The organism is Proteus mirabilis HI4320, from assembly GCF_000069965.1.
GTDB classification, from domain to species: domain Bacteria; phylum Pseudomonadota; class Gammaproteobacteria; order Enterobacterales; family Enterobacteriaceae; genus Proteus; species Proteus mirabilis.
In genome coordinates, this window is the sequence record NC_010554.1 from 2593724 (window position 1) to 2617954 (window position 24231).

Annotated in this window: 22 protein-coding genes and 1 tRNA gene; 10 read left to right on the forward strand and 13 right to left on the reverse strand. The window is 36.9% G+C overall.

The features are described from left to right. Positions 1-378: 378 nt before the first annotated feature. The 3 genes from PMI_RS11735 to PMI_RS11745 all read left to right on the forward strand — a co-directional run bounded on the left by PMI_RS11735 (position 379) and on the right by PMI_RS11745 (position 2860). Positions 379-455 (forward strand) — tRNA-Ile (locus PMI_RS11735). Between the two features lie 548 nt (positions 456-1003). Then, positions 1004-1687, forward strand: a complete 684-nt coding sequence (locus PMI_RS11740; RefSeq protein ID WP_223842426.1) for a DNA-binding protein — start codon at positions 1004-1006, stop codon at positions 1685-1687. 255 nt (positions 1688-1942) lie between these two features. Next, complete coding sequence (locus PMI_RS11745) at positions 1943-2860, forward strand: bestrophin family protein (protein WP_004249454.1); 918 nt, start codon at positions 1943-1945, stop codon at positions 2858-2860. Positions 2861-2941: 81 nt separating this feature from the next. Here the strand turns inward: PMI_RS11745 and PMI_RS11750 are convergent, their stop codons facing one another. From PMI_RS11750 to PMI_RS11760, 3 genes are read right to left on the reverse strand one after another with little or no spacing between them, the layout of a single operon-like run. Further along, complete coding sequence (locus PMI_RS11750; RefSeq protein WP_012368332.1) at positions 2942-3121, reverse strand: DUF2474 domain-containing protein; 180 nt, start codon at positions 3119-3121, stop codon at positions 2942-2944. Next, positions 3099-4106: a cytochrome d ubiquinol oxidase subunit II gene (cydB, locus tag PMI_RS11755; RefSeq protein WP_012368333.1), complete on the reverse strand. Its 1008-nt coding sequence runs from the start codon at positions 4104-4106 to the stop codon at positions 3099-3101. The genes PMI_RS11750 and cydB overlap by 23 nt, the downstream gene beginning before the upstream one ends. Continuing rightward, the gene (locus PMI_RS11760) at positions 4106-5458 is read right to left on the reverse strand and encodes a cytochrome ubiquinol oxidase subunit I (protein ID WP_004245592.1); all 1353 of its coding nucleotides are present in this window, start codon (positions 5456-5458) and stop codon (positions 4106-4108) included. Before PMI_RS11760 ends, cydB begins: the two co-directional genes overlap by 1 nt. A gap of 662 nt (positions 5459-6120) precedes the next feature. On the opposite strand from PMI_RS11760, the gene PMI_RS11765 reads away from it, so the two are divergent. Beyond that, positions 6121-8406 carry an FdhF/YdeP family oxidoreductase gene (locus PMI_RS11765; RefSeq protein WP_012368334.1) on the forward strand — a complete coding sequence of 762 codons (2286 nt, stop codon included), beginning with the start codon at positions 6121-6123 and terminating at the stop codon, positions 8404-8406. Between the two features lie 72 nt (positions 8407-8478). Here the strand turns inward: PMI_RS11765 and PMI_RS11770 are convergent, their stop codons facing one another. The 3 genes from PMI_RS11770 to PMI_RS11780 form a co-directional block, all read right to left on the reverse strand. Next, on the reverse strand, positions 8479-9378 hold the full coding sequence (locus PMI_RS11770) for a LysR family transcriptional regulator (protein ID WP_012368335.1): 900 nt from the start codon (positions 9376-9378) through the stop codon (positions 8479-8481). Positions 9379-9602: 224 nt separating this feature from the next. Next, a complete protein-coding gene (locus tag PMI_RS11775; RefSeq protein WP_017628548.1) occupies positions 9603-11123 on the reverse strand; it encodes a methyl-accepting chemotaxis protein in 1521 nt (506 codons plus the stop codon). 155 nt (positions 11124-11278) lie between these two features. Beyond that, on the reverse strand, positions 11279-12847 hold the full coding sequence (locus PMI_RS11780; protein WP_004245601.1) for a methyl-accepting chemotaxis protein: 1569 nt from the start codon (positions 12845-12847) through the stop codon (positions 11279-11281). 400 nt (positions 12848-13247) lie between these two features. Between PMI_RS11780 and PMI_RS11785 the strand changes: the two genes are divergently transcribed. Further along, on the forward strand, positions 13248-13928 hold the full coding sequence (locus PMI_RS11785) for an HAD family hydrolase (protein ID WP_012368337.1): 681 nt from the start codon (positions 13248-13250) through the stop codon (positions 13926-13928). Between the two features lie 96 nt (positions 13929-14024). On the opposite strand, the gene PMI_RS11790 is transcribed toward PMI_RS11785, so the two are convergent. The 6 genes from PMI_RS11790 to PMI_RS11815 form a co-directional block, all read right to left on the reverse strand. Then, positions 14025-14600, reverse strand: coding sequence for a TerD family protein (locus PMI_RS11790; protein WP_004245603.1), 576 nt, complete (start codon positions 14598-14600; stop codon positions 14025-14027). Positions 14601-14676: 76 nt separating this feature from the next. Then, complete coding sequence (terD, locus tag PMI_RS11795) at positions 14677-15255, reverse strand: tellurium resistance membrane protein TerD (protein WP_004249446.1); 579 nt, start codon at positions 15253-15255, stop codon at positions 14677-14679. Positions 15256-15322: 67 nt separating this feature from the next. Then, positions 15323-16348: a TerC/Alx family metal homeostasis membrane protein gene (locus PMI_RS11800; RefSeq protein WP_004245605.1), complete on the reverse strand. Its 1026-nt coding sequence runs from the start codon at positions 16346-16348 to the stop codon at positions 15323-15325. A 34-nt stretch (positions 16349-16382) separates the two neighbouring features. After that, positions 16383-16838: a tellurite resistance TerB family protein gene (locus PMI_RS11805; RefSeq protein WP_004245607.1), complete on the reverse strand. Its 456-nt coding sequence runs from the start codon at positions 16836-16838 to the stop codon at positions 16383-16385. 24 nt (positions 16839-16862) lie between these two features. Next, positions 16863-18005 carry a TerD family protein gene (locus PMI_RS11810; RefSeq protein WP_012368338.1) on the reverse strand — a complete coding sequence of 381 codons (1143 nt, stop codon included), beginning with the start codon at positions 18003-18005 and terminating at the stop codon, positions 16863-16865. Next, positions 18006-18590 carry a tellurium resistance-associated protein TerZ gene (locus PMI_RS11815; RefSeq protein WP_004250201.1) on the reverse strand — a complete coding sequence of 195 codons (585 nt, stop codon included), beginning with the start codon at positions 18588-18590 and terminating at the stop codon, positions 18006-18008. Between the two features lie 392 nt (positions 18591-18982). Here PMI_RS11815 and PMI_RS11820 point away from each other — a divergent pair, with 392 nt between their 5' ends. The 5 genes from PMI_RS11820 (at position 18983) to PMI_RS11840 (ending at position 23656) form a co-directional block, all read left to right on the forward strand. Continuing rightward, positions 18983-20128 carry a phosphoribosyltransferase domain-containing protein gene (locus tag PMI_RS11820; protein ID WP_012368339.1) on the forward strand — a complete coding sequence of 382 codons (1146 nt, stop codon included), beginning with the start codon at positions 18983-18985 and terminating at the stop codon, positions 20126-20128. After that, positions 20121-20891 (forward strand): HAD family hydrolase, encoded by a 771-nt coding sequence (locus PMI_RS11825; protein ID WP_004245612.1) that lies wholly within the window; start codon positions 20121-20123, stop codon positions 20889-20891. Before PMI_RS11820 ends, PMI_RS11825 begins: the two co-directional genes overlap by 8 nt. A gap of 2 nt (positions 20892-20893) precedes the next feature. Beyond that, a complete protein-coding gene (locus PMI_RS11830) occupies positions 20894-21970 on the forward strand; it encodes a cysteine protease StiP family protein (protein WP_004245613.1) in 1077 nt (358 codons plus the stop codon). Continuing rightward, the gene (locus PMI_RS11835) at positions 21970-22914 is read left to right on the forward strand and encodes an HpcH/HpaI aldolase/citrate lyase family protein (protein WP_004245614.1); all 945 of its coding nucleotides are present in this window, start codon (positions 21970-21972) and stop codon (positions 22912-22914) included. Before PMI_RS11830 ends, PMI_RS11835 begins: the two co-directional genes overlap by 1 nt. Before the next feature lie 274 nt (positions 22915-23188). Then, positions 23189-23656, forward strand: coding sequence for a hypothetical protein (locus PMI_RS11840; RefSeq protein WP_004245615.1), 468 nt, complete (start codon positions 23189-23191; stop codon positions 23654-23656). 134 nt (positions 23657-23790) lie between these two features. Here PMI_RS11840 and PMI_RS11845 read toward each other — a convergent pair whose 3' ends face one another. Beyond that, positions 23791-24198: a TonB family protein gene (locus tag PMI_RS11845; RefSeq protein ID WP_004249439.1), complete on the reverse strand. Its 408-nt coding sequence runs from the start codon at positions 24196-24198 to the stop codon at positions 23791-23793. Between the last annotated feature and the right edge of the window lie 33 nt (positions 24199-24231).

The following is a 24231-nucleotide window of genomic DNA, read 5'->3' on the forward strand; positions in this document are numbered from 1 at the left end:
TCTCTTTGATTTTGGTAGTAATACAAACGCCTGTGACTCACAGGCGTTTTTTATTATCTGGTCTAAACCATATCTGTTTTCAGCGCTGATAATTTGCTTTTATCATCCCTATTCTCTTTTGGTCTATCTTAAGTAACCGCTATCGTTTTCGCTAAAAATCTGCTGATTTTTTCTACCTCTATTTACAAAAAATCACCCTTTTATTTTTACCCTTGTCGATTTTTTACTCATCAAGTCTTTCTTTTTAGACTATCTCATTGAAATAAAAGATTATTATTTAATTTATTTTTTCTGCTCTATATTGAACACAAATTGCGCATACAGTCACACAAAGGCTAGACCTCGCCTCAAATGGCACGTATAATCTCACACCATTAAGGCCCCTTAGCTCAGTTGGTTAGAGCAGTCGACTCATAATCGATTGGTCACTGGTTCAAGTCCAGTAGGGGCCACCAAATTTTAGCTGTTAAATCAGCATATTAAGCCACTTCTTAGTAAGTGGCTTTTTTGTATCTAAGGGTTATTGCCCCCTTTTTGTCCCCTGAGATTTTTTTACTGCCCTAATTTTTTTCATGACATGTTACGACAACTTTTATTTTCTCAAAGTATGTCATGCTAATTTTCCCCAATATATTTGTAATTCATTTCAGTTTCAAAAATCTCTATAGCCACCAGCTTAACGGACAGTTCGCCAGCACGCGGAAGCGCATCACAAAACCGACCATGTAGTTTGGTGTATTTGTGACAAACTGTGCTCAGCATATACAGATCCCCCTCCTTACTACTGACGAAATTTGATGGAGATGTAGGTAAATCGTTCCAATATAAAAACCAGATTTTTGTTTTTTTAACTACATAAAAAATATAATTAATTTAAGGTAAGTATTATATTATTATAAAAAATTGTAATTATTATTTTATAAGGGTCGGTATGTATTTTTTTCTTGGTTTTTTGTTATTTCTAATTGTTTTGATGGTTATTTGCAGGATTAGAGTTTTATGGTTGGCAAGAAAAAATACAATAACTGAAAAGAATTTTAAAACCTTCAAAGAGTATAACAATATTGAAGATTATGAAAAAGAAGCAAAGCAAGCTGTTTATGCTGCAACAATAAGCAAAACTCTTTTTGAAGAATGCCAATGTCTCATAACCTTAAGAACAATGCTTGAATCCCTACACACTGATTATGAAAAATATGAAAAAGTAAATCCGTTATTAATGGAGCTATTACGCAAAAAATTTACTTTTACATACTCCGCTTTCATTACTATCTATCCAGAACCCATCGAAGAAAGCGGGCTAGAACGATTTAGTTTAATTAATACAAAAAAATACTGTCCAGAACATGTATGGAAACATATTCTCAAATCCGCTATTTATACCAATGAAGAATTGGATGACTATTTTGGGTCGCAGGAATTACTCCCACTGGAGCGGATGTGTACAGATATGGATTTATATAACGAGTTTAAAGGCACGGTTTTATTTGATGAAGTGATCGGGTGCTATGTTAATGAAGAAAACGAAGGATCTCAAATTTTTGATAATGAGGTTTATTCTGTTACCGAAGAACAGTTACGCCAGTGGCTAGATGAAGAGCTTGCATTTCTGAGTTATGTCACTGAAGGTCTTTTGAATATTTGTATTGAATACATAAGAAAAGAGAATGGAATTATAAGGGTTTGAAGTGATGGACAAAAACAAACTTAAAAATCTTAAGTTTTTTTTGAAAATACCCCATTGGTTCAGCATTTGAATTATTCCCTTTCTGAAGATGAGGAAAGAAATTAAGTGTATTATGAAAGTCTGAACTTTCGGACTGGGCTATATCAACTATATTGTTGATATAACAATCTTAATCTTTCAATAGAATTAATTAGATTATTATTTATTTTATTGCGATAATAACTTAACAAACTTTCTTTTTATATCACTACTATTATGGTCATACGTCCTAATCAACACTGGTTTTTTCGGTTATTTGATTGGCACGGTTCAGTGCTATCAAAAATAATCTTTCGTTTATGTCTTAATATTGCAATGTCTATTATCGCTATTTTGGTTTATCAATGGTATGAATTATTAGGTATTCATTTAACTGTTGCCCCATTTAGTTTATTAGGTATTGCTATCGCAATATTTCTTGGTTTTAGAAATAATGCAAGTTATAGTCGACTTGTGGAGGCAAGGACATTATGGGGAAATATGTTAATTACCCATCGCAACATATTAAGAAATATAAAAGCCTTATTACCGGAAGATAAACAATTTAATCGTGACTTTTCTAATCTACTTATTGCTTTTAGTTGGAGTCTAAAACATGAGCTAAGAAAAACAAACCCAATGGTCGATCTCTATCGCCTCTTACCCCGACCTTTATTTGATGAGATAATGAATAGCCCTTACCCCACTAATCGGATTTTATTACATATTGGCCTAAAAATTGGCGAGTTGCGAGATAACAAAGTAATAAGTGATGTTATCTTTCAATCAATTAATAAAGATATTAATAACTTATCTGATGTATTGGGTGGCTGTGAACGTATTTCAAATACTCCTGTACCTTTTGCCTATACGCTCATATTGCAACGTACGGTATATCTATTCTGTGCTCTGCTACCTTTTGCATTGGTTGCCGATCTCCACTATATGACGCCATTTGTTTCCGTATTTATCTCTTATACTTTTTTATCTTGGGACTCATTAGCTGAAGAGTTAGAAGATCCATTCGGTGTTTCTGCCAATGACTTACCATTAAATGCAATATGTAACACCATAGAAAGGAATTTATTAGAGATGCAAGATATCACTCCACTCCCCATCAGAGTTAAACCTGACCAATATTATAATTTATTGTAATTAATAAAATAAAAACAAATAAAAAAGGCAGTGTTAATTAATAACACTGCCTTTTTTATTAATAATACATCTTTTATGTTATTAATGCGTTCTCATTCCTGCGCTGTACATTAATAATTTAAATAATGAGGCGATAATTGCAAGACTTAATACACTTAAAGACCAAATAATTATCATCCATCCGATTTGTTGATACCAACGAGCTTTATTTTTCGTTGGTTTTATTGTTAAAAAATGACTAATGATAACTTTCATTGGCATTTACCTTTCCACGAAATACATAATAACTCCAACTGGTATAGGCTAATATCACAGGAATAATTATAACCGCTCCAACTAACATAAATTGCTGACTTAAAACAGGTGCTGCCGCCTGCCAAATCGAAATAGAAGGTGGAATAATATAAGGAAAGATACTGATCCCTAATCCTGCAAAACCAATAAGTACCAATAAAAGTGATAATAGAAAAGGCTGATAATGACCATAATTATAGGCACTACGAACAATGCCCCAAGCACAAGCCAATACGAGCAACGGAACAGGTAATAAAAAATATAAATTAGGTAAACTAAACCAGCGTTGTGCAATATCTGCATGTGTGAGTGGTGTCCATAAGCTTACTATTGCAATCACCACCAGCAATGTAATAGCCAGATACACCGTTATAGTGCACATTTTACGATGCAGTTGATGCTCTGTTTTCATAATCAACCATGAACTGCCTAACAATGCATAAGTGACTAACAAAGCAAAACCACAGAAAATAGGGAATGGTGTTAACCAATCCAATGCCGAGCCACTGAAATGGCGCTCTGTCACATTAAAACCATTAATAACTGCACCTACTGTGATCCCTTGGCAAAAGGTAGCAAGAAAAGAGCCACCAATAAAAGCTGAATCCCAAAATAGGCGATGTTTAGGAAGTGCGTTAACGCGAAATTCAAATGCCACACCACGGAAAATAAGCCCAATAAGCATCAATGTCAGTGGTATTGTTAACGCATCAATAATAACTGCATAGGCAAGAGGAAAAGCACCATAGAGCGCAGCCCCTCCTAATACTAACCATGTTTCATTGCCGTCCCAAACTGGTGCCACACTATTAATCATGGTATCTCTTTGTATTTTATCTCGGGTAAAAGGCAAAATAATGCCAATCCCCAGATCAAATCCATCTGCAATAATATACATAAGTGTGGCAAAAATAATGATCGCAAACCAAATCATCGAAAAATCAATATTCATTATTTTTCACCCTGTGTTAATTGGTCGGATTTAAGCACTACAGGGCCTTTCTTCATCAGATGCACCATATAAAAATACCCGATGCCAAATACTGAAAAATAAACCAAAATAAAGGCCAATAAGCTCAAACTCATTTGAATATCACCATGAGCAGAAACGGCATCTTTGGTACGTTGTAGACCATAAACAACCCAAGGCTGACGGCCAATTTCTGTGGTAAACCACCCCGCAAGGATCGCAATCAGTCCTGTAGGCCCCATTAATAAAGCAAAGCGTAAGAAAAAGGGTGAGTGATAGAGTCTTTTCTTCTTACGTAAAATAATACTCAACAAACCTAAACAAATCATCAGCATACCTAATCCTGCCATGACTCTAAATGACCAAAATATAATGCTAGAATTAGGTCTATCTTCCGGTGCAAAACTTTTTAATGCCGGAATTTGCTTATCTAAACTATGGGTAAGGATCAGGCTACCTAAATAAGGAATTTCAATCGCATATTTTGTTTTTTCTTCCGCCATATCTGGGATGCCAAATAAAATCAGCGGAGTCGCTTCTTTCGTTGCATTATCCCAATGCCCTTCTATAGCTGCGATTTTAGCCGGTTGATGTTCTAGTGTATTTAATCCATGAGCATCTCCTACAAACGCTTGTATGGGGGCAATAATTAGTACTAACCATAAGGCCATAGAAAACATTTTTCGTACAGGTGCTGTATTTTGTCCTTTTAATAATAACCATGCGGCACAAGAGGCGATAAATAAAGCACTGGCTAAAAAAGCCCCAATAGACATATGCAATAAACGGTAAGGGAAGGAAGGATTAAACACGACCTGTAGCCAATCAACAGGCACGACAACACCATTTTCAATAGCATAGCCTTGTGGTGTTTGCATCCAACTATTGGATGACAAGATCCAAAAAGTAGAAATCAATGTGCCAAGCGCTACCATACAAGTTGCAAAGAAGTGAAGTTTTCGCCCCACTTTATTCCAACCAAACAACATAATGCCAAGAAATCCCGCTTCTAAGAAAAAGGCGGTCAAGACTTCATAAGTTAGCATCGGCCCTGTGATACTACCGGCAAATTGTGAAAAACCACTCCAGTTAGTCCCGAATTGATATGCCATCACTAACCCTGATACCACCCCCATGCCAAAGTTTACGGCAAAAATTTTTATCCAAAACTGATATAAAGAAAGGTAACTTGGTTCTTTTGTTTTTAACCATAAGCCTTCTAATAGGGCTAGAAAGCTAGCTAATCCTATGGTGATAGCAGGGAATATAATATGAAATGAAACGGTAAACGCGAATTGTATTCTTGCTAGGTGAAAAGCATCTAATCCAAACATAATGCCTCTCTCGATATAAATCTATATTCTATAAATTTATTCATTTTCTATTATCCTAATTATATTTTTCTCACAAAAATCTTATTTAGTTTTTATTATGAATGCTGATTAACCTCACTTTATTTTCAGAAAGTAAAAACTGAAGATAGTGAGTTTATATAGATATACTATTTAAATCCCCCTCTCTTAATTACTAAAAAAGAGAACAACAAAAAATCATTACGTAATAAATCACATAACGATACCATGGTAGCCAACAAACTGTTATTTCGTCATTTTTTCAATAAATCAAGTTTAAAAAACTTGTCCATTAGCGTATTAACATTTTTAACCAAGTAATAACAGAGAGTCAAATAAATTGATTTTATCACACGATAGATATGCTCTATCATCATATAAAATAAAGTTATAAAGCGTCATTTAGCCTATTTTACTCATTGACAATATAATTACATTATTTTAACTTCTTAAGTAACAGAAGAATTGCAGATTATATAACTTTAATACCAATAAATTATTATTTATTGGTATTAACAAGTCTAAATATATCCTTTATTTCTAGTAAGAAATATATTTTAAATTATATAACCTTATTGCTTTTTATATTCACCTGCTAACTATTCATCATTAAATATTATTATTAACGTTTTAGGAATGTCTATATGAGTAAGAAAAAATCACCTATTCCTGGAGTGAAACCCTATAATGGACCCGCAGGAGGATGGGGGGCATTAAAAGCAACAGCTATCGCGGTACGCACTCAAATGGATGCTTTTATTGCACCTAAAACATTGCTTAATACTAATCAGCCTGATGGTTTTGATTGCCCCGGCTGTGCATGGCCAGACAAAGAGCATCATTCTACTTTCCAATTTTGTGAAAATGGAGCTAAAGCGGTCACATGGGAAGCAACAAAAAAAAGAGTCACACCTGAATTTTTAGCACAACATACCGTAACAGAATTGCTGACAAAGTCAGACTTCGAATTAGAAGGCTACGGTCGTTTAACCCATCCTCTCGCTTATGATGCAGATACTGACACTCTTCGTCCTGTGACTTGGGAGCAAGCATTTACTCGTATTGGTGAGCTATTAAGAAATATGCCATCACCTGATAGTGTTGAATTCTACACCTCAGGTAGAGCTTCCAACGAAGCCGCGTATCTATTCCAACTGTTTGCGCGAGAATATGGCACCAATAATTTTCCTGATTGCTCAAACATGTGTCATGAACCGACTAGTGTAGGCTTACCTCAATCGATTGGCATAGGTAAAGGCACAGTTTCTTTAGATGACTTTGATAACACTCAACTCATTATTGCCATTGGACATAACCCTGGAACTAATCACCCAAGAATGATGGGAACACTGCATGAAGTAGCTCGTCGTGGTGTACCTATTGTTGTATTTAATCCATTGAAAGAACGTGCTTTAGAGCGATTTACCGACCCTCAAAGTGTTATTGAGATGGCGACTTATAGCTCAACCAATATCGCCTCATCTTATTATCAAGTCAAAGCCGGTGGTGATGCTGCGGCGTTAAAAGGCATTATGAAAACCTTAATTGAGTGGGATAATGAGCGTGGAGATATTCTCGACCACGATTTTATTGCTGAGCATACACTAGGTTTTGAAGCCGTAGTTGAAGATCTTAAACAAACTTCTTGGCAAGATATTGAAAGTGAAAGTGGCCTTTCGCAAGCAGATATTGAGAGTGTCGCACTCCTTTATGCCAATTCTCCGGCCACCATTATTACCTATGGTATGGGGATCACCCAACATAACAAAGGTACAGCGAATGTGCGTCTGATTGCTGATTTGTTATTAATGAAAGGGAATATTGGTAAGCCGGGTGCTGGCATATGTCCATTACGTGGGCACTCTAATGTGCAAGGTAACCGAACTGTTGGGATCACAGAAAAACCATCTGTCGAATTTTTACAAAAAATAGAACAAACTTTTGGTTTTAAACCACCTTATAAACATGGTCACGATGCAGTTAACGCAATGCAAGCGATGGTTGATGGCAAAGCAAAAGCGTTAATTTGTTTAGGGGGTAATTTTGCCGTGGCATTACCCGACCCTCAACAGTCATTTGCTGCAATGAGAAAGCTTGATTTAAGTGTACACATCGGCACTAAATTAAATCGCTCACATTTATTAACGGCAAAAAATACCTTTATATTACCTTGCTTGGGGAGAACAGAATTAGATGTACAAGCATTAGGTCGTCAATCCATCACGGTCGAAGACTCAATGTCAATGGTGCATGCCTCTTCTGGTAAATTAACACCCGCTTCACCATTATTAAAATCAGAGCCTGTCATTGTTGCAAAAATGGCTGCTGCAACACTGACAGATAGCAAAACCCCATGGCTAAGATTTACGGAAAGTTATGATCTTATTCGCGATATGATTGAAAAAACCATTCCCGGATTTGATAATTACAACCAACGAATTCGTGTTCCCGGGGGTTTCCGTATGCCACTCCCTGCCGTTGAGAGAGTTTGGGATACCCCCACAGGTAAAGCCATGTTCTCGGTATTTAAAGGTGTGAAAGAGAATAAAATGGTCATGGGTGATGATGTTCTTCGTTTAGTCACTATTCGTAGTCATGACCAATATAATACGACCATTTATGCACTTGATGATCGCTATCGTGGCATCTTTGGTAGACGCGATATACTGTTTATGAATAATGTCGATATGATAGCAAGAGGCTTAAACGAAGGTGATAAAGTCACCATTGAAACGGTCAGCGAAAATAGAAAACTACAGCTTGATAATATAACTGTTGTTTCATTTAGCATTGCTCCTGGCACAGTGGCCACTTATTACCCAGAAGCCAATGTCCTTGTACCATTAGATTATATTGATAAAGAGAGTGGAACCCCCTCTTATAAAGCAATACCTGTCAGAATTTATGATAAAAAAACACAAGTCGCTTAATCATAATTCATACGCAAAACAAAAAACAAAGGCGAGCTATTTATTAATACTCGCCTTTTTATCTCTATCCATCTATAGACCTGTACTTTCTAAGTAAGTACGCATTTGTGCAAAACATTTTTCAATTAATATAGAGCGCGGCTCTTCTTTGCGGATCACAATCCCCAATGGGGCATTAATGGTTGCATCAACAATAGGTACAACATCTAGATCTTGGCTGAGATTTTCCATACCTTTAGCAATAGGGACAATCGAGGTGCAAAACCCTGCATTAACTGATTGTATAAGATGTAATGTAGAACTACTTTCGACCAACACCTTGGGGTGTAAGTTATAACGCTGAAAAGCTAAATCCACGGATTGCCTAAAGTGATTCTCTTTATTTAATAAAGCCAATGGTTGTTTAACCGCTTCATGCCACGAGATAGTTCTTGTTGAAGGCATAAAGTGATTGCGATGAAATAAAAGCCCTAACTCCGTTTGTTTTAATGCATAAATTTCATGCTGTTGAGTATTCGCTTTTTCCAAATAGCAGATACCAATATCAAGACTATTACTATTAAGTCGATCTATAATATTTTCGCTATTCGTTGAGAGCACCTGAAAACTTATCTCTGGGAATAGTGCCGATATTTTCTGCAACATCAGCATAGGATTTAAATTGGTTAAAGGCACAATACCTATACGCAGTTGCCCAAATAGTTGCTGTCGAAAGTTAGCGGCTTCTGCTTGTAATCCATCGTAAGCAGATTGCATAGTTTTCGCCCATTTTAATATTTTCTCGCCTTCTTCGGTAAATCCCTCAAAGCGAGAGCTACGCTTGATAAGAACCACATCAAGCTCTTTTTCTAAATTACGTAATCGCATTGATAAGGTAGGTTGCGTAACATGGCACATCTCGGCAGCTTGACCAAAATGTTGCGTTTTATCCAAAGCGATTAAATAAAATAACTGTTTAATATCGATACGCAATAACCTCGTCATTTGCAGGTGAAGGGAATAGTTATCTGTTTTTATATTGCACTATTAACAACACTAAAGTTTGCGCTGTCTATAATTATTTTTCAATAATAAACGAAGAGAAAAGAAATAATCGCCTTATCGATTAGCCATAAAATAAAAAAAACTCACCCTAATATTTCAACTAAGGTGAGTTTATTTTTACTAAAATATTAATGTATTAATTAAAGATAAGCTTATTCTTTGATTTGAAAAACTGATACTTTATCGATCAGATTTTGTGCTTTTTCATCTAACATCATGGTTGAGGTGGCTCCTTGTTCTACTAAAGCCGCATTTTGCTGAACCACAGAATCCATTTGATTTATCGCGACGGCTATTTGTTCAATTCCCACTTTTTGCTCTTCCGATGCAATGCTAATTCCCTGCATGATATCGCTTACTTTGGTAATTGAGGTGACAATTTCTTGTATATGCTCACCGGTTTTATTAACCAGTTCACGACCATGTGCGACATCCGCCACAGAAGCTCGAATAATCTGATTAATTTCACGAGCGGCTTCCGCACTTCTGGCCGCTAAATTGCGAACCTCTGTTGCAACAACTGTAAAACCCCGCCCTTGCTCCCCTGCACGAGCGGCTTCCACTGCCGCATTCAACGCAAGAATATTGGTTTGACTGGCAATATTGTTTACCACGTCATTGATTTCAGCGACTTTTAACGTACCGACTTCAATTTTTTTCATCGAAGTAATGGCATCATTCATAATGCTAGCGCCATCGATAGCCAAATCACGCGTTTGTGCTGTGATAGAGTTTGCTAATACGGCATTATTGGTATTATTCACTACCGCAATTTTTATCTCTTCCATGCTGGCTGCGGTTTGTTGCAATGCACTCGCTTGCTCTTCTGTACGAGAAGAGAGATCTTGATTACCTGCTGCGATTTCTGCTGAACCGCTTTTGATCACTAATGCCTCTTCTTTCACCAAACCAATAGTCGATGTCAGTGCATTTTGCATATCACCGACATGAGAAAATAGTGTACCAAACTCATCTTTTCTATTTTTGGGTAACGAGAAGTTTAAATTCCCTTCTCCCACTTTTTGCAAAATGGCAGAGAGCGTATTGAGGTTAAAGAGAAAGGTTTTATTAACCCAACGGATCACTAAATAAAGCAGTCCAATCAGTATCACTAAAGCAATACATGTAGTGTAAATAAAGAGTTGAAACATCCATTTTTGTTCGTCTTCAATTTGATCATTAACATTTTGAGTTATCACTAAGTATTCATCAAACAACTCAGCAAGTTTTGAAAAATCTTTCGATAAATCAATATTTTCATAAGCTAGCGTATCAATAGGCGCAATAATAGTATCGACGAGTTTGATAAATAGTGCCGATAATTGTTCTGAGTTTCTTTGTGCGTCAGCACTGATTTTGCTTTCCCTTTCCCAAGCGTTAATTGTCTCTTTTGATTTAGCCGCTAATGTTTTAGCTTCAGAAACTAATCGAGCTTTGGTTTCTTGCATATCTAAATTTTCATGACCAATATTGACTAAAAAGTTAACATGAGAGCGTATGGTTGCTAGTTCATATCTTGCCTCTTGTACATTATTTAATCTCGTGGTTAACGAGTTTAATGAAGCAAAATTATCCTGCATTTGATAAATAAAAAACGATGATAAAGCTGATGTCACTAAGAAAATAGCTAATAGTATAATAGAGCCTACTTTCGCTGTTCTTTCAATACTCATGAAATAATCCACCCCGGTAATTAAATAACATAAATGTATTCATATATCGGCAGTGGATAGATTTTATTTACTCATTAATCAGAATTATCGACACAAATGTTTTACACACACCACCCTCAGTGATAAAAGATGATGTTTTATACTATTATCGTAGTTTATTCTTGTTCATTGATTAACTCTTGTTTCTGCTCTGGCTCTTTTTCAAGATCGTCAATATTAAAGACTGCGACATTATCCATCAGCACTTGTGCTTTATCGTTTAACATCATGGTAGAAGAGGCGGCAAGATCGACCAAAGAGGCATTTTGTTGTACTACCGTATCCATTTGATTAATTGCTACTGCAATTTGTTCGACACCAAGACGTTGCTCTTCCGACGCTAAACTAATCCCTTGCATGATCTTGTTTACTTTTGAAATGGAAGAGACAATCTCTTGCATGCACTCACCGCTTTTATTAACTAAATTTGTACCATAGGTAACATCATTGATAGATGCTTTAAGAACTTGGCTAATCTCTTTTGCTGCTTCAGCACTTTTTGCGGCTAAGTTCCGTACCTCAGCGGCCACAACGGTGAACCCACGCCCTTGCTCGCCAGCTCTTGCTGCTTCTACGGCAGCATTTAAGGCCAAAATATTAGTTTGATTGGCTAATTTATTAATAACATCATTAATTTCCCCAACTTTCACTGCACCTTGTTCTATTTTCTTCATCGATAACACGGCTTCTTTCATGACATTAGCGCCATCCATAACAATGTCAGTAGATTGATTAATAATATTATTTGCTTCAATTGTGTTATCGGTATTGTTAGCAACGGCTATTTTGATCTGCTCCATACTGGCAGCGGTTTGTTGTAAAGCACTGGATTGTTCTTCTGTACGAGATGAAAGCTCTTGATTACCAGAAGCAATTTTAAATGCGCCCCCTTTTATATCCATAGCCTCTTTTTTGACAGAAAAGATTGTCGAGGTTAATGCTTTTTGCATATCACTGACACGGGAAAAAAGTTTACCAAACTCATCATTTTTTACTTGTGGTACAGAAAAAACCAAGTCAGCATTACCTACTTTATTTAATATCTCAGACAATGTATTAAGATTAGAGACAAAGGTTTTATTGATCCAATGAAGCACAAAGTACAAAACAATTAATAAAATAATTAATGAGATAATTGTTGAGTAGATAGAAAACTCAACCATTGAATCTTGTTTATGAGTAAGGTAGAGACTATTTTTATTTCTAGTCTGAATATATTTTTCAAATAATTGATCAAGATGTTCAAAATCTTGATCAAATTGATTAGCTTTTATCTTTATTGTCGCTAATTTATTAGGATCTAAAACTAATTTATCTATCAGATTATAAAATAACGTCGAAATATCATCAGCATTTTTTTGTGCTGCAACAGTCATTTTCTTCTCTTTCACCCATGTTTCCATGGTGTTTTTAGCCATGATAGCTAGCTTTTTATTTTGCTGAATAATTTTGTTACGATCTGCGACACGACTATCTTTGTCTTGTAATAGATAATTGACATTAGAACGCATAATAGCCAGTTGATAACGAGCCATCAACACATCGTCATAACGTGCAGATAAGACATCAACTTGAGTAAAATTGTTTTGCATTTTATAAATAAAAAATGAAGATAAGGCAGACGATAGAATAAAAATCAATAACAGTAAAGAAGAGCCTAATTTTACGGTTCGTTTAATACTCATGATAAAAATACCTATATGCGCATATCGATAAGATTTATTTTTTATCGACACAATGATATTTTTATTTAATTATTAGAGATAACACTAGGTCATTGATTTTTATTTTAAATAAATTTTTATATCATAAACAAAATAAGTTATTTTTAATAACTGCTATAATTATTAGTATATTATAAAATAAAACAAACCAATTCTTTTAAAACATAATTCGCTATCAATTAGTGCATTCTTCTTTATGCTCAATATCAATTTTCATTTTATATGACTAATATCATCAACGATTAAAAATAAAAACCTTATTTTTTCAATAAGATACTGATGATACTATCTCATTTTGAGAACAATGATATAATAGGCGCTTTACCTCATAAACTCTGATGATTTACGGAGCTCAATATTTATGCAACCACAATTTGAAAACGCAAAAAACACCGTAAAAACATTATCAGTGTTTGATTTTGATGGTACTTTAACCTATCACGATAGCTTTATCCCTTTTCTAAAGTTTGCCTTTGGGCGTCGTAAATTTGCTCGTCGTATTATCAAAATGGTATTCCCCACATTACGTTGTTTTAGACGTAAACTGACTCGTGATGAATTAAAAGAAGTGCTGATTAAAACTTTTTTAACCGATATCAAAGAAGAATGGCTCAAAGAAAAAGCCGAAGCCTTTTGTAAAGCTTACTGGAGTAAGTTAATGCGTCCTGCAGGTTTATTAGCCGTTGCTGAAGAGATTAACCGTCATGCTGAAGTGACCATTTGTTCAGCTTCTCCAGCTATGGTGTTGCAACCTTTTGCGGATCGACTTGGTATAAAGTTAATAGGAACAACACTTGAAGTGGTTGATGGTGTGCTGACAGGAAAAATCATTGGCAATAACTGCCGTTGTGGCGAAAAAATCAAACGATTAGAGCGTGTCTATGGCGATCTTACTCAATACCACTTAAGGGCGTGGGGCGATTCACGTGGTGATCATGAATTACTCTATGCTGCACAAGATCCACATTGGCGCTATTTCCACACAGGAAGTAATAAGTCAAAAAAATCACCTATTAAAATAACGCTTAAAAAAGACTCATAAGTGTTTATATAAAAATAAAGCGGGAAACGTATTTTCCCGCTTTATCCATAAACTAACTATTTATCTAGTCATCTTGGCGCTTTTATTAGCGAAAGATTAAATATTGACGCCATGTTGTGCGGCTAGTGCGCCTAAACCACCCGCAAAACCTTGGCCTACTGCTTTAAATTTCCAATCTGAACCATGACGATAGAGTTCACCAAAGATCATCGCCGTCTCCGTAGAGGCATCTTCAGAAAGATCAAAACGTGCAATTTCAGTGTTATTGTCGTTATTATAAACGCGCATAAAACTGTTGCTCACCATACCAAAGTTTTGTTTGCGGTTTTCAGCATCGTAAATAGTGACAGCAAAAACCAGTTTTTTCACTTCAGCAGGAACTTTGGATAAAGTGATTTTGACTTGTTCATCATCACCTTCGCCTTCTCCAGTACGATTATCGCCTTGGTGTTCAACACTACCACATTGGCTCACTTTATTATTAAAGAAGATAAAACTTGCATCTGAAAGCACTTTTCCATCTTCACCGACCATGAATACTGACGCATCTAAATCAAACTCAGCGCCATCTGTCACGCGGGCATCCCATCCTAAACCAACCATAGCCACCGTCATGGTTGGTGCTTCTTTAGTTAGCGAAACATTACCACCTTTAACAAGGGAAACAGCCATATCAAAGCTCCTACTGTGTTGAATAAACTGACAATTAGGAATAACTGCCAGTAATTTGTGATTTCATAACATACGATTAAGAGGCGTTAATACCATATTGCGCACATACTGAGCCTAAGCCCCCTGCATATCCTTGGCCTACAGCACGGAATTTCCACTCACCGTTATGACGATATAACTCACCAAATAACATCGCCGTTTCCGTTGATGCATCTTCCGTTAAATCATAACGAGCAACTTCAATTTGGTTGTCATCATTAACTAAACGAATAAACGCACCAGATACCTGACCAAAGCTTTGACGACGCGCTTGCGCTTCATGGATAGTCACTACAAAGATAATTTTTTCGACATCACTGGGGATGGTATCTAGTTTGATTTTTAGTGCTTCATCATCACCATCACCTTCACCTGTTCGGTTATCACCAGTGTGAACAACAGAGCCGTCGGCAGATCTTAAGTTGTTATAAAAAATGAAATCGGCATCGCTACGTACTTTTCCATTAGCGGCTAACAGAAATGCAGATGCATCTAAGTCAAAATCTTGACCATCTGTAGAACGGGCATCCCAACCAAGTCCGACTAGGACGTTTTTCATCGTTGGGGCTGCTTTGCTTAAAGAAACATTACCACCTTTAGAAAGAGAAACGCTCATCTTCAACCTCTTCAATTTATGTTGCGATATTCTAATTTCCCAAGAATATCGGTTATCATTATTTACCTTATTTATTCTTTTTTTCTGGGAATACAAAACTTGCCAGAATACCCAGAGCAAGAACACCAAGCACTACGAATAGGCTGGTTGTCGCGGAAATGCTATATCCATGCTGCCAAATATGATCTGTTGCATTAAGCCCCAGCTTTACAGCAATAAAGAACAGCAATGCAATAACCGCTTTTTCAAGGTGAATCAGATACTGTTTTAATGCCTCTAACACAAAGTAGAGAGTACGTAAGCCCAAAATAGCGAACATCATTGCACTATAAACAATCAGTGGCTCACGACTAACGGCAATGATTGCAGGCACCGAATCGAAAGCAAACATCACATCAGAAAGCTCTACCACCGCCACACACAACATAAGCGGTGTCGCATATAACGCAGCTTTTGTACCTCGCCCGATAGTTATGTCTTTGTTTTCCGGTTTTGCTAACTCTACATCAACCTCTTTTTGTGTTAATAAGAAGGCATGTCCAGTAATTTTTGGCCATATAGGGAAAAATCGTTTTACTAAGCGATAAGCAAGATGCTGTGAATAGTCTTCAATTTCTTCACTATCATTCCCACTTCTCAGCATCATTACGGCTGTCCAAGCAACAATCAGAGCAAAGACTATCTCAACGTAAGGCCCTAAACTTAATAAGCCGGTACCAATAGCAACAAAGATCGCACGGAATACAATGGCACCAATGATCCCCCAATACAGAATGCGGTGACGGAAACGATCAGGAACCGCAAACCAAGAGAAAATCGCCATCATGACAAATAGGTTATCGACAGACAGTACTTTCTCTAATGCATAACCCGTCACGAATAAGCTTGCAACTTCTGCACCATGGTGGACGTATAAAAAACCCGCGAATGCCATGGCAACGACTACCCAGAATATTGACCAAAAAACAGCATTCTTTAACGTTATCGGCTTATCTGCACGATGCATAAATAAATCGATAAAAATAGCGCCTATCGCAAGTACAACAAAAACAATGACAGTTTCTGTCGGAAAACCAATATGTGTGGATACCATAATTATTCCTAAACGGTTCCCTATATAAAATTAATTACAAATCAAACTCTGCGGGCTCAAAGCCTAATGCAACGGCAATAGCACGCACCGCCTCTTTTTCGTCATTGTCAAAATCACCATCACTTTTCGCAACAGCAATACCGACACGGATCGCTAATTGTGCAGCTTCTGGCTGATCTTTCATTGCCAGAATATACTTCATCGTTTCACCTTTACCGACTTCAGTATCAAATTCAAAACTGCTAATTAGCTTATTAAAGAATTCGATCACCTCGGAGGTATCAAAGACTTTAAGCTCTTCTGATGCTTTTAAAAAACCGAGCATCTTCTGCTTTTCTTCAGAACTCACACCATCGCTGGCAATAGCGATACGAGCACAAACTGCGACCGTACCTTGCATAAATTTTTTGTTTTTAAAACGACTGACTTGCTTAGTTAACTCCGCTCGCCCGGAATTAAAACCTTCTTTTAATTTATTGAAAAAACTCATTTTTATTCTCCTTATTTCGTGTATTCACTTAGATCCAGCAGTCCAGCGAAATCCCCATCCGTAGGCATTATCCATATCGCGATGGCCTTTAAAAAATTCATTGAGACGTTCAACTTTGATTGATCCGTTTTCATTAACAAGTCGTGCAATGGCACACATAGCTCGACCATTATTACCATCCGTTAAACGTGTTTCGATAGGTGGTTGCTCGGGAACATGAATAGTGACCACACCATCTGTTTTACTCCAGTTAGGAACCCCTTCATAAATAAAAGTAAAAATAAGCACTTGCTTGATATTTTTCCATTCACGTCCATTGATAAAAATCCACTCGCCACCCGCTACATCACCAGTGCGATCATCACCTTGTAACTCAACATAAGGCATGCGATTAAAATCACCGAATCCATTTCCTAAGGCTTGGATCACTGACTTATAACCATCTTGTAGTTCAACAAAGGCGCCAATATCTAAATCAATACCTTTGTTACCACCAAATAATCCACCTAATAACCCGGAACCACTGCTTTTACTTTCTCGATGCCAATCGAGGTTAATGCGGATTTTGCCGAAATCATCCTTTTTAGTTAAGCTAATTGCAGGTTTCTCTTTAGTTAGCGAAACCTTGCTTAAATTCACTGAGCTCGGTGCTGGTGCTGGTGCTGGTTCAGGATCAGCAATATCAACACCAAAATATTCCGCCAATGGTTTTAATCCACCGTTAAATCCTTGTGCAATAAACCGAAATTTCCAACTTCCATTGCGACGGTATAGCTCACCTAAAATTAATGCCGCTTCAGTGCGTCCATCGATATCAACATGGCCGTTCGCAACGACATTATTGTTAGCATCAACTTGAATAGACAAATGTTGTAGATGAGCAATGGTTTGTTGCCCTTCACAAGTTGCAGTAAAAGCAATTCTATCGACATCCGGTCGTAAGCGAGTTAAGTCAACCGTAAACGACGTGCTATTACCTGCTGTTGCATAAATAATAGTACGATCATCATTAGTGGTTTGACCATAAAACACCATATCAGCATCACCGTTCACTTTTCCTGAGGCATAAAGCCTAAATGCAGATACATCAACAGGTGAGCCTGAGTGAATACGCACCATTAACGTTTGATCAGGTACGGATATATTTCCGCCAGGTGTTAGGGTCATTTATCGCACCACCGTCGCCAAAATATCTGGCATCATCTCGTCAATGACAAGCCCTTTACAAGGTGAGCCAAAAGCCGTGAAATCCCATTGTCCTTGATTACGTTGTAAAGCGGCAATCACGATCCCTGTATGAGCGCCTTGTTCCGTTAATTTGTAATGAGCAAGCTCTTTATTGGTTGTTTTATCGACAACTCGACAAAACGCATTTTCAACTTCATTAAAGGTCTGCCCACGGAAACTATTGACAGTGAAAACCAAATATTCAACCAATGAAGGAAGACGATTTAAATCAACAAAAATAGTTTCATCATCACCATCACCCTCTCCTGTTAAGTTATCTCCTGAGTGAATAACGGACTGACAAGTTGATTTTAGTTTACGAAACCAAATAGTATCGATTTGTTTACCATTTACATCGAGTAATACACAACTTGCATCTAAATCTATCGAATTATTACCACCAAAGAGTCCACCGAGAAATCCCTTTTTCTTAATAGGATCCCAGCCTAAACCAAACATTAGGTGACTCAGTGCAGGGGCTTGTTTACTGAGAGAGACTGTCTGATCCTTGCGTAATGAAACCATAATTAACTCCCTTCAAAGGTAGAATGAAACAACAATATCACTTGCATATAAATACAAATTATAAATCATCATATCATGATGAAGTAGTTCGGCAAGTCTATTTTTATCAACTTACTTCAAGAGATTGTAAACATATTGAAATAAAAGAAATTTTTATAGATAAACACAATTAAAACTTAAGTTAAAAACAAAAAATACCGCATTAACCTAATTATTTTAAATTAAAGTAAAATAGATCACATTATGATTGACATGATAAAATAGAAACTTCATGATGAGAAAACAGGTTTTAGCTTAAACATTCACAGTATGTGACGTTATGTTCAACACGGCTTAGCTTATACCCAGATAAATGCACTTAAAAAACTAATTAGTACGGATAATAAAGAATAATGAATAGTTTGATTGGCTCTTCTGTTTATCGTCGCCAACTCACTTGTGGCACATTAAGCGTAACGCCAAATTGCTCATTAGAACATCTTGATGAACTTTTTGATATTGCGGAAAGACGCAACCCTAAGCGCGCTTTTTTGTTTGTCAGTAAAGTATTAGGGCGCCATATTCCTGTTTCACCTAAGAAAATGCGTGAAACTTATCAACAAATGGCCAAACAATTTCCTCAATCACTCGAAGGCCCTATTCTTTTTATTGGTATGGCAGAAACTGCGGTCGGTTTAGGTGCGGGGATTTTTGATGAAGTAAGAGATCGCTATCCTCAAGCCCTCTACCTTACTTCAACGCGCCATCCTATTGCTGATGGTGAATTATTCTGTAAATTTAAAGAAAATCACAGTCATGCAACTGATCACCTACTTTATTTGCCTCATAACCTAGAACAACGCCAATGGATCCAGCAAGCGAAAACCATTGTGTTAATTGATGATGAAGCAACCACAGGTAATACCTTTCTTAACTTGCTGTCTGCATTACGTGAAGAAGGCAAGTTAACACAAATTAAGCAGATTATTGCTGTCACATTAACCGATTGGAGTGGTGATGCTCTGCAAAAGCGTTCACCATTACCCATAACAACCTTCTCTTTAGTGCAGGGAAAATGGCAATGGCAAGCCAATCCCGATGCACCATTACCTGTTATGCCAAATGTCAATATTACTGCTTCAGGACAGGTTGCTATCACAGGAAAACAAAGCTGGGGACGCTTAGGCATGACAACCCCTGCTAATGATCTTGGCCTATTTATTCATGTTTCTGAGGGTGAAAAAATATTGGTTTTAGGCTCTGGTGAATTTGTCTGGGAACCCTTTTTATTAGCAGAACGCTTAGAAAAACAAGGGGCTATTGTAAAATATAGCTCGACGACTCGCTCACCTATTGCCACTAATTTTGCTATCCAATCAGCGATAACTTTTACTGACAATTACGGATTAGGCATTCCTAACTTTGTCTATAACGTGGCTCATCAGCAATTTGATCGCATTCTGCTTTGTTGTGAAACCCCTGCCGAAAGTATTGATAGTCAACTTATTAAGGCTCTCTATAAAGTTGCCCCTATTGTTGAAGTAATTAGCTATGACTAACCCTGTTATTTTAGCCGATCTTGACGATACCTTATTTCAAACTCGTCGCAAAATGGTGGATGAGTTAGCGCTTGCACCCTATAAAACTGGTGCGTTGGATAGAAGTTTAGCGCCACGTAGCTTTATGACTCAAGAGCAAGCTATGCTGGTTGATTGGATGCTAGAACATGCTGATTTAATTCCAGTCACAGCACGTGGAACGGAAGAAATGAGCCGTGTCACTATTCCTTTTCATTCATGGGCTATTACCACACACGGTGCTGTTGTCTTAACCCCAGAAAAAGTCGCAGATGAACAATGGCAACACCATATCACACAAAGCTTAACACCTTATAAGCAACCTTTACTTAGGTTACAGCAATCTATTACCCAATTAATGGCTGAACGTAATATTGATGGTTGGGCGAGAATTAACTATGAATATGATGATTTACCCATTTATTTAGTGATGAAGCATAACGATAGCGCTCGATTAGATGAGCTATATGCTATCGGTGATGAGATAGAAAAAATATTCTCAACCAAAGGTTTTTATATTCATCGTAACAGTAACAATATTGCTTGGTTACCTGAGCCAATTGAAAAAGGTAAAGCCGTCACTTATTTGCTTAATAAATTAAAAGCAGAACGTGGCGTTTTTCCTGTGATTGGTTTCGGCGATAGCCTAAGTGATCATCGCTTTATGAAATTATGCAATTGGTATGCTATTCCCCGCCAAAGCCAATTCGCGAATGCGATCAACACAAAAATTTTTGGAGAATAAACATGATGGATCATCAGCCTTTTTCAGGCTCTTATCTACTGGGTGATGTTGATTTTTTACTGCAACCCGTCAAGATTGAAATGACACCTGTTGAGTTAAAAGAAGAACTTATACAGTCTGGTAAACGTCACTATTCTGATATGTTAAGCCAAGAGCCAGAACCCACAACCTGGCATCTTGAACTGTTTGAAAAAGCACTGGCTGCTGGCGCAACACGTTTAGCAACACAAGTAATTATGCTAGCAAAATCACTTATTGCGCATTTTGGTGACACCCCTATTATTCTGACAAGTCTTGTGCGTGCGGGTGTTCCACTTGGCGTGATGTTACAACAGACCTTGCGCAAAATGGGAAAAACGTCTTATCACTATGGTATTAGCATTATTCGTGATAGGGGTATTGATAACGAAGCGCTTTCATGGATTGAGCAACGCCATGGGACAGAAGGTATTGTATTTGTTGATGGGTGGACAGGAAAAGGCGCTATCACAAATGAGTTAATTCGTTCATTGGCGGGACGTGAAGGTTTTCCTGCACAACCCCATCTTGTCGTCCTTGCTGATCCTTGTGGTTGCGCTTGGTTAAGTGCCAGTGATGAAGATTGGCTAATCCCTTTTGGGATTATGGGAGCGCCCGTTTCAGGATTAATTTCACGTTCAATTTGGACAGAGCAAGGCTTCCATGGTTTTGTCGATTGCCAACATTTAAAACAATATGAATGTAGTCGCTATCTTGTTGATACTGTGGGAAAAATAGTTGACGCCTTAATAGATAACGATATTCCACTCGCCACATTTAAACATCAACCGTCAGACTTAAAAAAACTGAGCGAAAATGTCGTTAGTTTACTTGCCAACAAATATGACATTTCAAATATCAATCGTATAAAACCCGGTATTGCTGAAGCAACTCGCGCCGTTTTACGCCGTGTACCTGAGCATATTCTGGTAAAAGAAATTGCAGATCCTGATGTTGCATTACTGATTTATCTTGCTAAACAAAAAAATATTACTGTAACCGAGGCAGGTAAAGCATTAGGACAATATCGTGCCGTTACTATCATTAAAAAGGTGCAATAATGATTGAACGATTATCCCCTTGGAATTTAGGGGCAACGCTGTATATGCCCGCAACACGAACCGATATCGCCGCAACAATTATTGATCAAAAAATTGATGGATTACGTTCATTAATTATTTGTTTAGAAGATGCCGTCAGTGATACTGATATTCCACAAGCATTACAAAATCTAGCAACATTATTAACCACATTATCAGACTATAAAAAGCATCATGATTGTACTGAATGGCCGTTGCTATTTATACGCCCCCGCCATACAGAAATGGCGCAATGGCTGGTTGAGCATGTAGATTTAACCGTGATTGACGGCTTAGTATTACCTAAATTTACCCAAGCTTCATTACCCCTTTGGTGGCGTATCATCAAACCCACCCATTTATGTATGATGCCAACATTGGAAACAGAAGAAGTGTTCGACGTTCTTCAAATGACCTCACTGGCAGACTTGCTACTAGCCCACCCTTGCCATAAGAGAATTATTGCCTTACGTATCGGTGGAAATGATTTAATGAATGTTATTTCTCTTAGACGTAATCGCCATTTAACACTCTATGATGGACCTATGGGATACGTGATAAAAATGTTGGTTGCTGTATTTGGTGCTCGTCAGTTTGCGCTTACCGCTCCTGTTTGTGAGCATATTGATGATCAACAAATTATGGATAGAGAATTAGCCCTCGATATTGCCAATGGTTTAGTGGGCAAAACCGCTATTCATCCCAAGCAGATAGACAAAATAGAACAGGCATTAATGGTATCTCAGTCTGATCATTCCGATGCGTTGCGCATCTTAAATTCAACACAAGCCGTATTTAAATCTCATGGTGCCATGTGTGAACCGGCAACACATCGCCGTTGGGCATTAAGTATTTTAACTAGAGCAAAACTGTATGGCATTATTCCCAATTCAAAAAATAGTGTTCAACGATTTAATACACCATAAGTTTAAATATTCGTTTTTATATTTACTATAAGCATTTTTTTATTTATTAATATTTTAAACTTAGTCTCTAGTTAAAGAATAATATCTTTAACTAGAACTCCTATTTATAAAACTTTAACATATTATTTAACAATATTTTTATTTCGGTTGTTATTTTATAAAATCTTTAATATTTGACATTATTTCAGATATACTTGTAGAAAAATAATACAGACACAATAAAAGCTGGGTCTAATTTCTTAACACACAATTGACAGATACGTGGTAACCAAACATGCAATTGAGCTCTCGCCAAATCAGAGTTTTTAAGCTGGCTATACTTTTAAGTACAGGGAAAAAAGTCCCCACGATTAAGATTATTTCTGCTCTTGAATGCTCGGAGCCAACGCTCACCCGTGTTTTAAAAGAAATAAGAGAGTCTTATAGTGCTGAAATTAAGTACAGTAAATCATCCAGATCGTATCAAATGACTGAACGAGGTCAGCTTGATAATAAAACATTACGTCGTATGCGAGAGGCATTATCTTCGAATGAAGAACTACAACATAGTGGCACAACGAGTCGTGTTTATTTAGATAAAGATAAGAAAAAATCAGTATCACTATCTTTAAAAATGTCAGCACTACGGAAAATAGATAAACTTTCGTTTTTAAGAAGTACAACCCGAAGTCAGACGGTTGAGTTTCTTGTTGATAATTATGTAGAACATTTAATTCAAGTTGCTCTCCAAGATAAAAAATAAATAGGGTAATTATATGAAATAACTTGGTATTTAATATCGAGTTATTTCATTGATATTTTTCAATAACCCTGTACGGATAATTGTCATTCCCCCTAATGGTAAAATAATGTTTATACGTTATTTATTTTATTCATTTAATGTGATTGATTAAATCCGTTATGTTTCACATTTTCTAATCTGAATTGTATAACCACTTTTAAATCTTTAGCCGGTTTACCTGATTCGTATCGCCAATGCTTCATCGCCAGTGAAACAGAGGGAGCAAATATCGCTGCAATAGGATCATCTGATATCCTAATATTTTGTACATTACCATTTTTATCCACATCAAACCTAACCTCTACATCGCCTTCAATATTAGCGGTTTTAGCGCCTGTAGGATAATAAGGAAATTGTCGTGATACTATTTTCGGTTTTTCGACAGAAACTACAGTAGCTTCTTTTTGCATATCCAAAGGTATCGTTTTTATTGCATGAGCAACAAACCCACTTAATAAAAGAATACCGCCAAATACCCCCAAAAGAATAAATTTTATTTTCATAATTGTTATCAGAGTAATTTTTAAGACATTAAT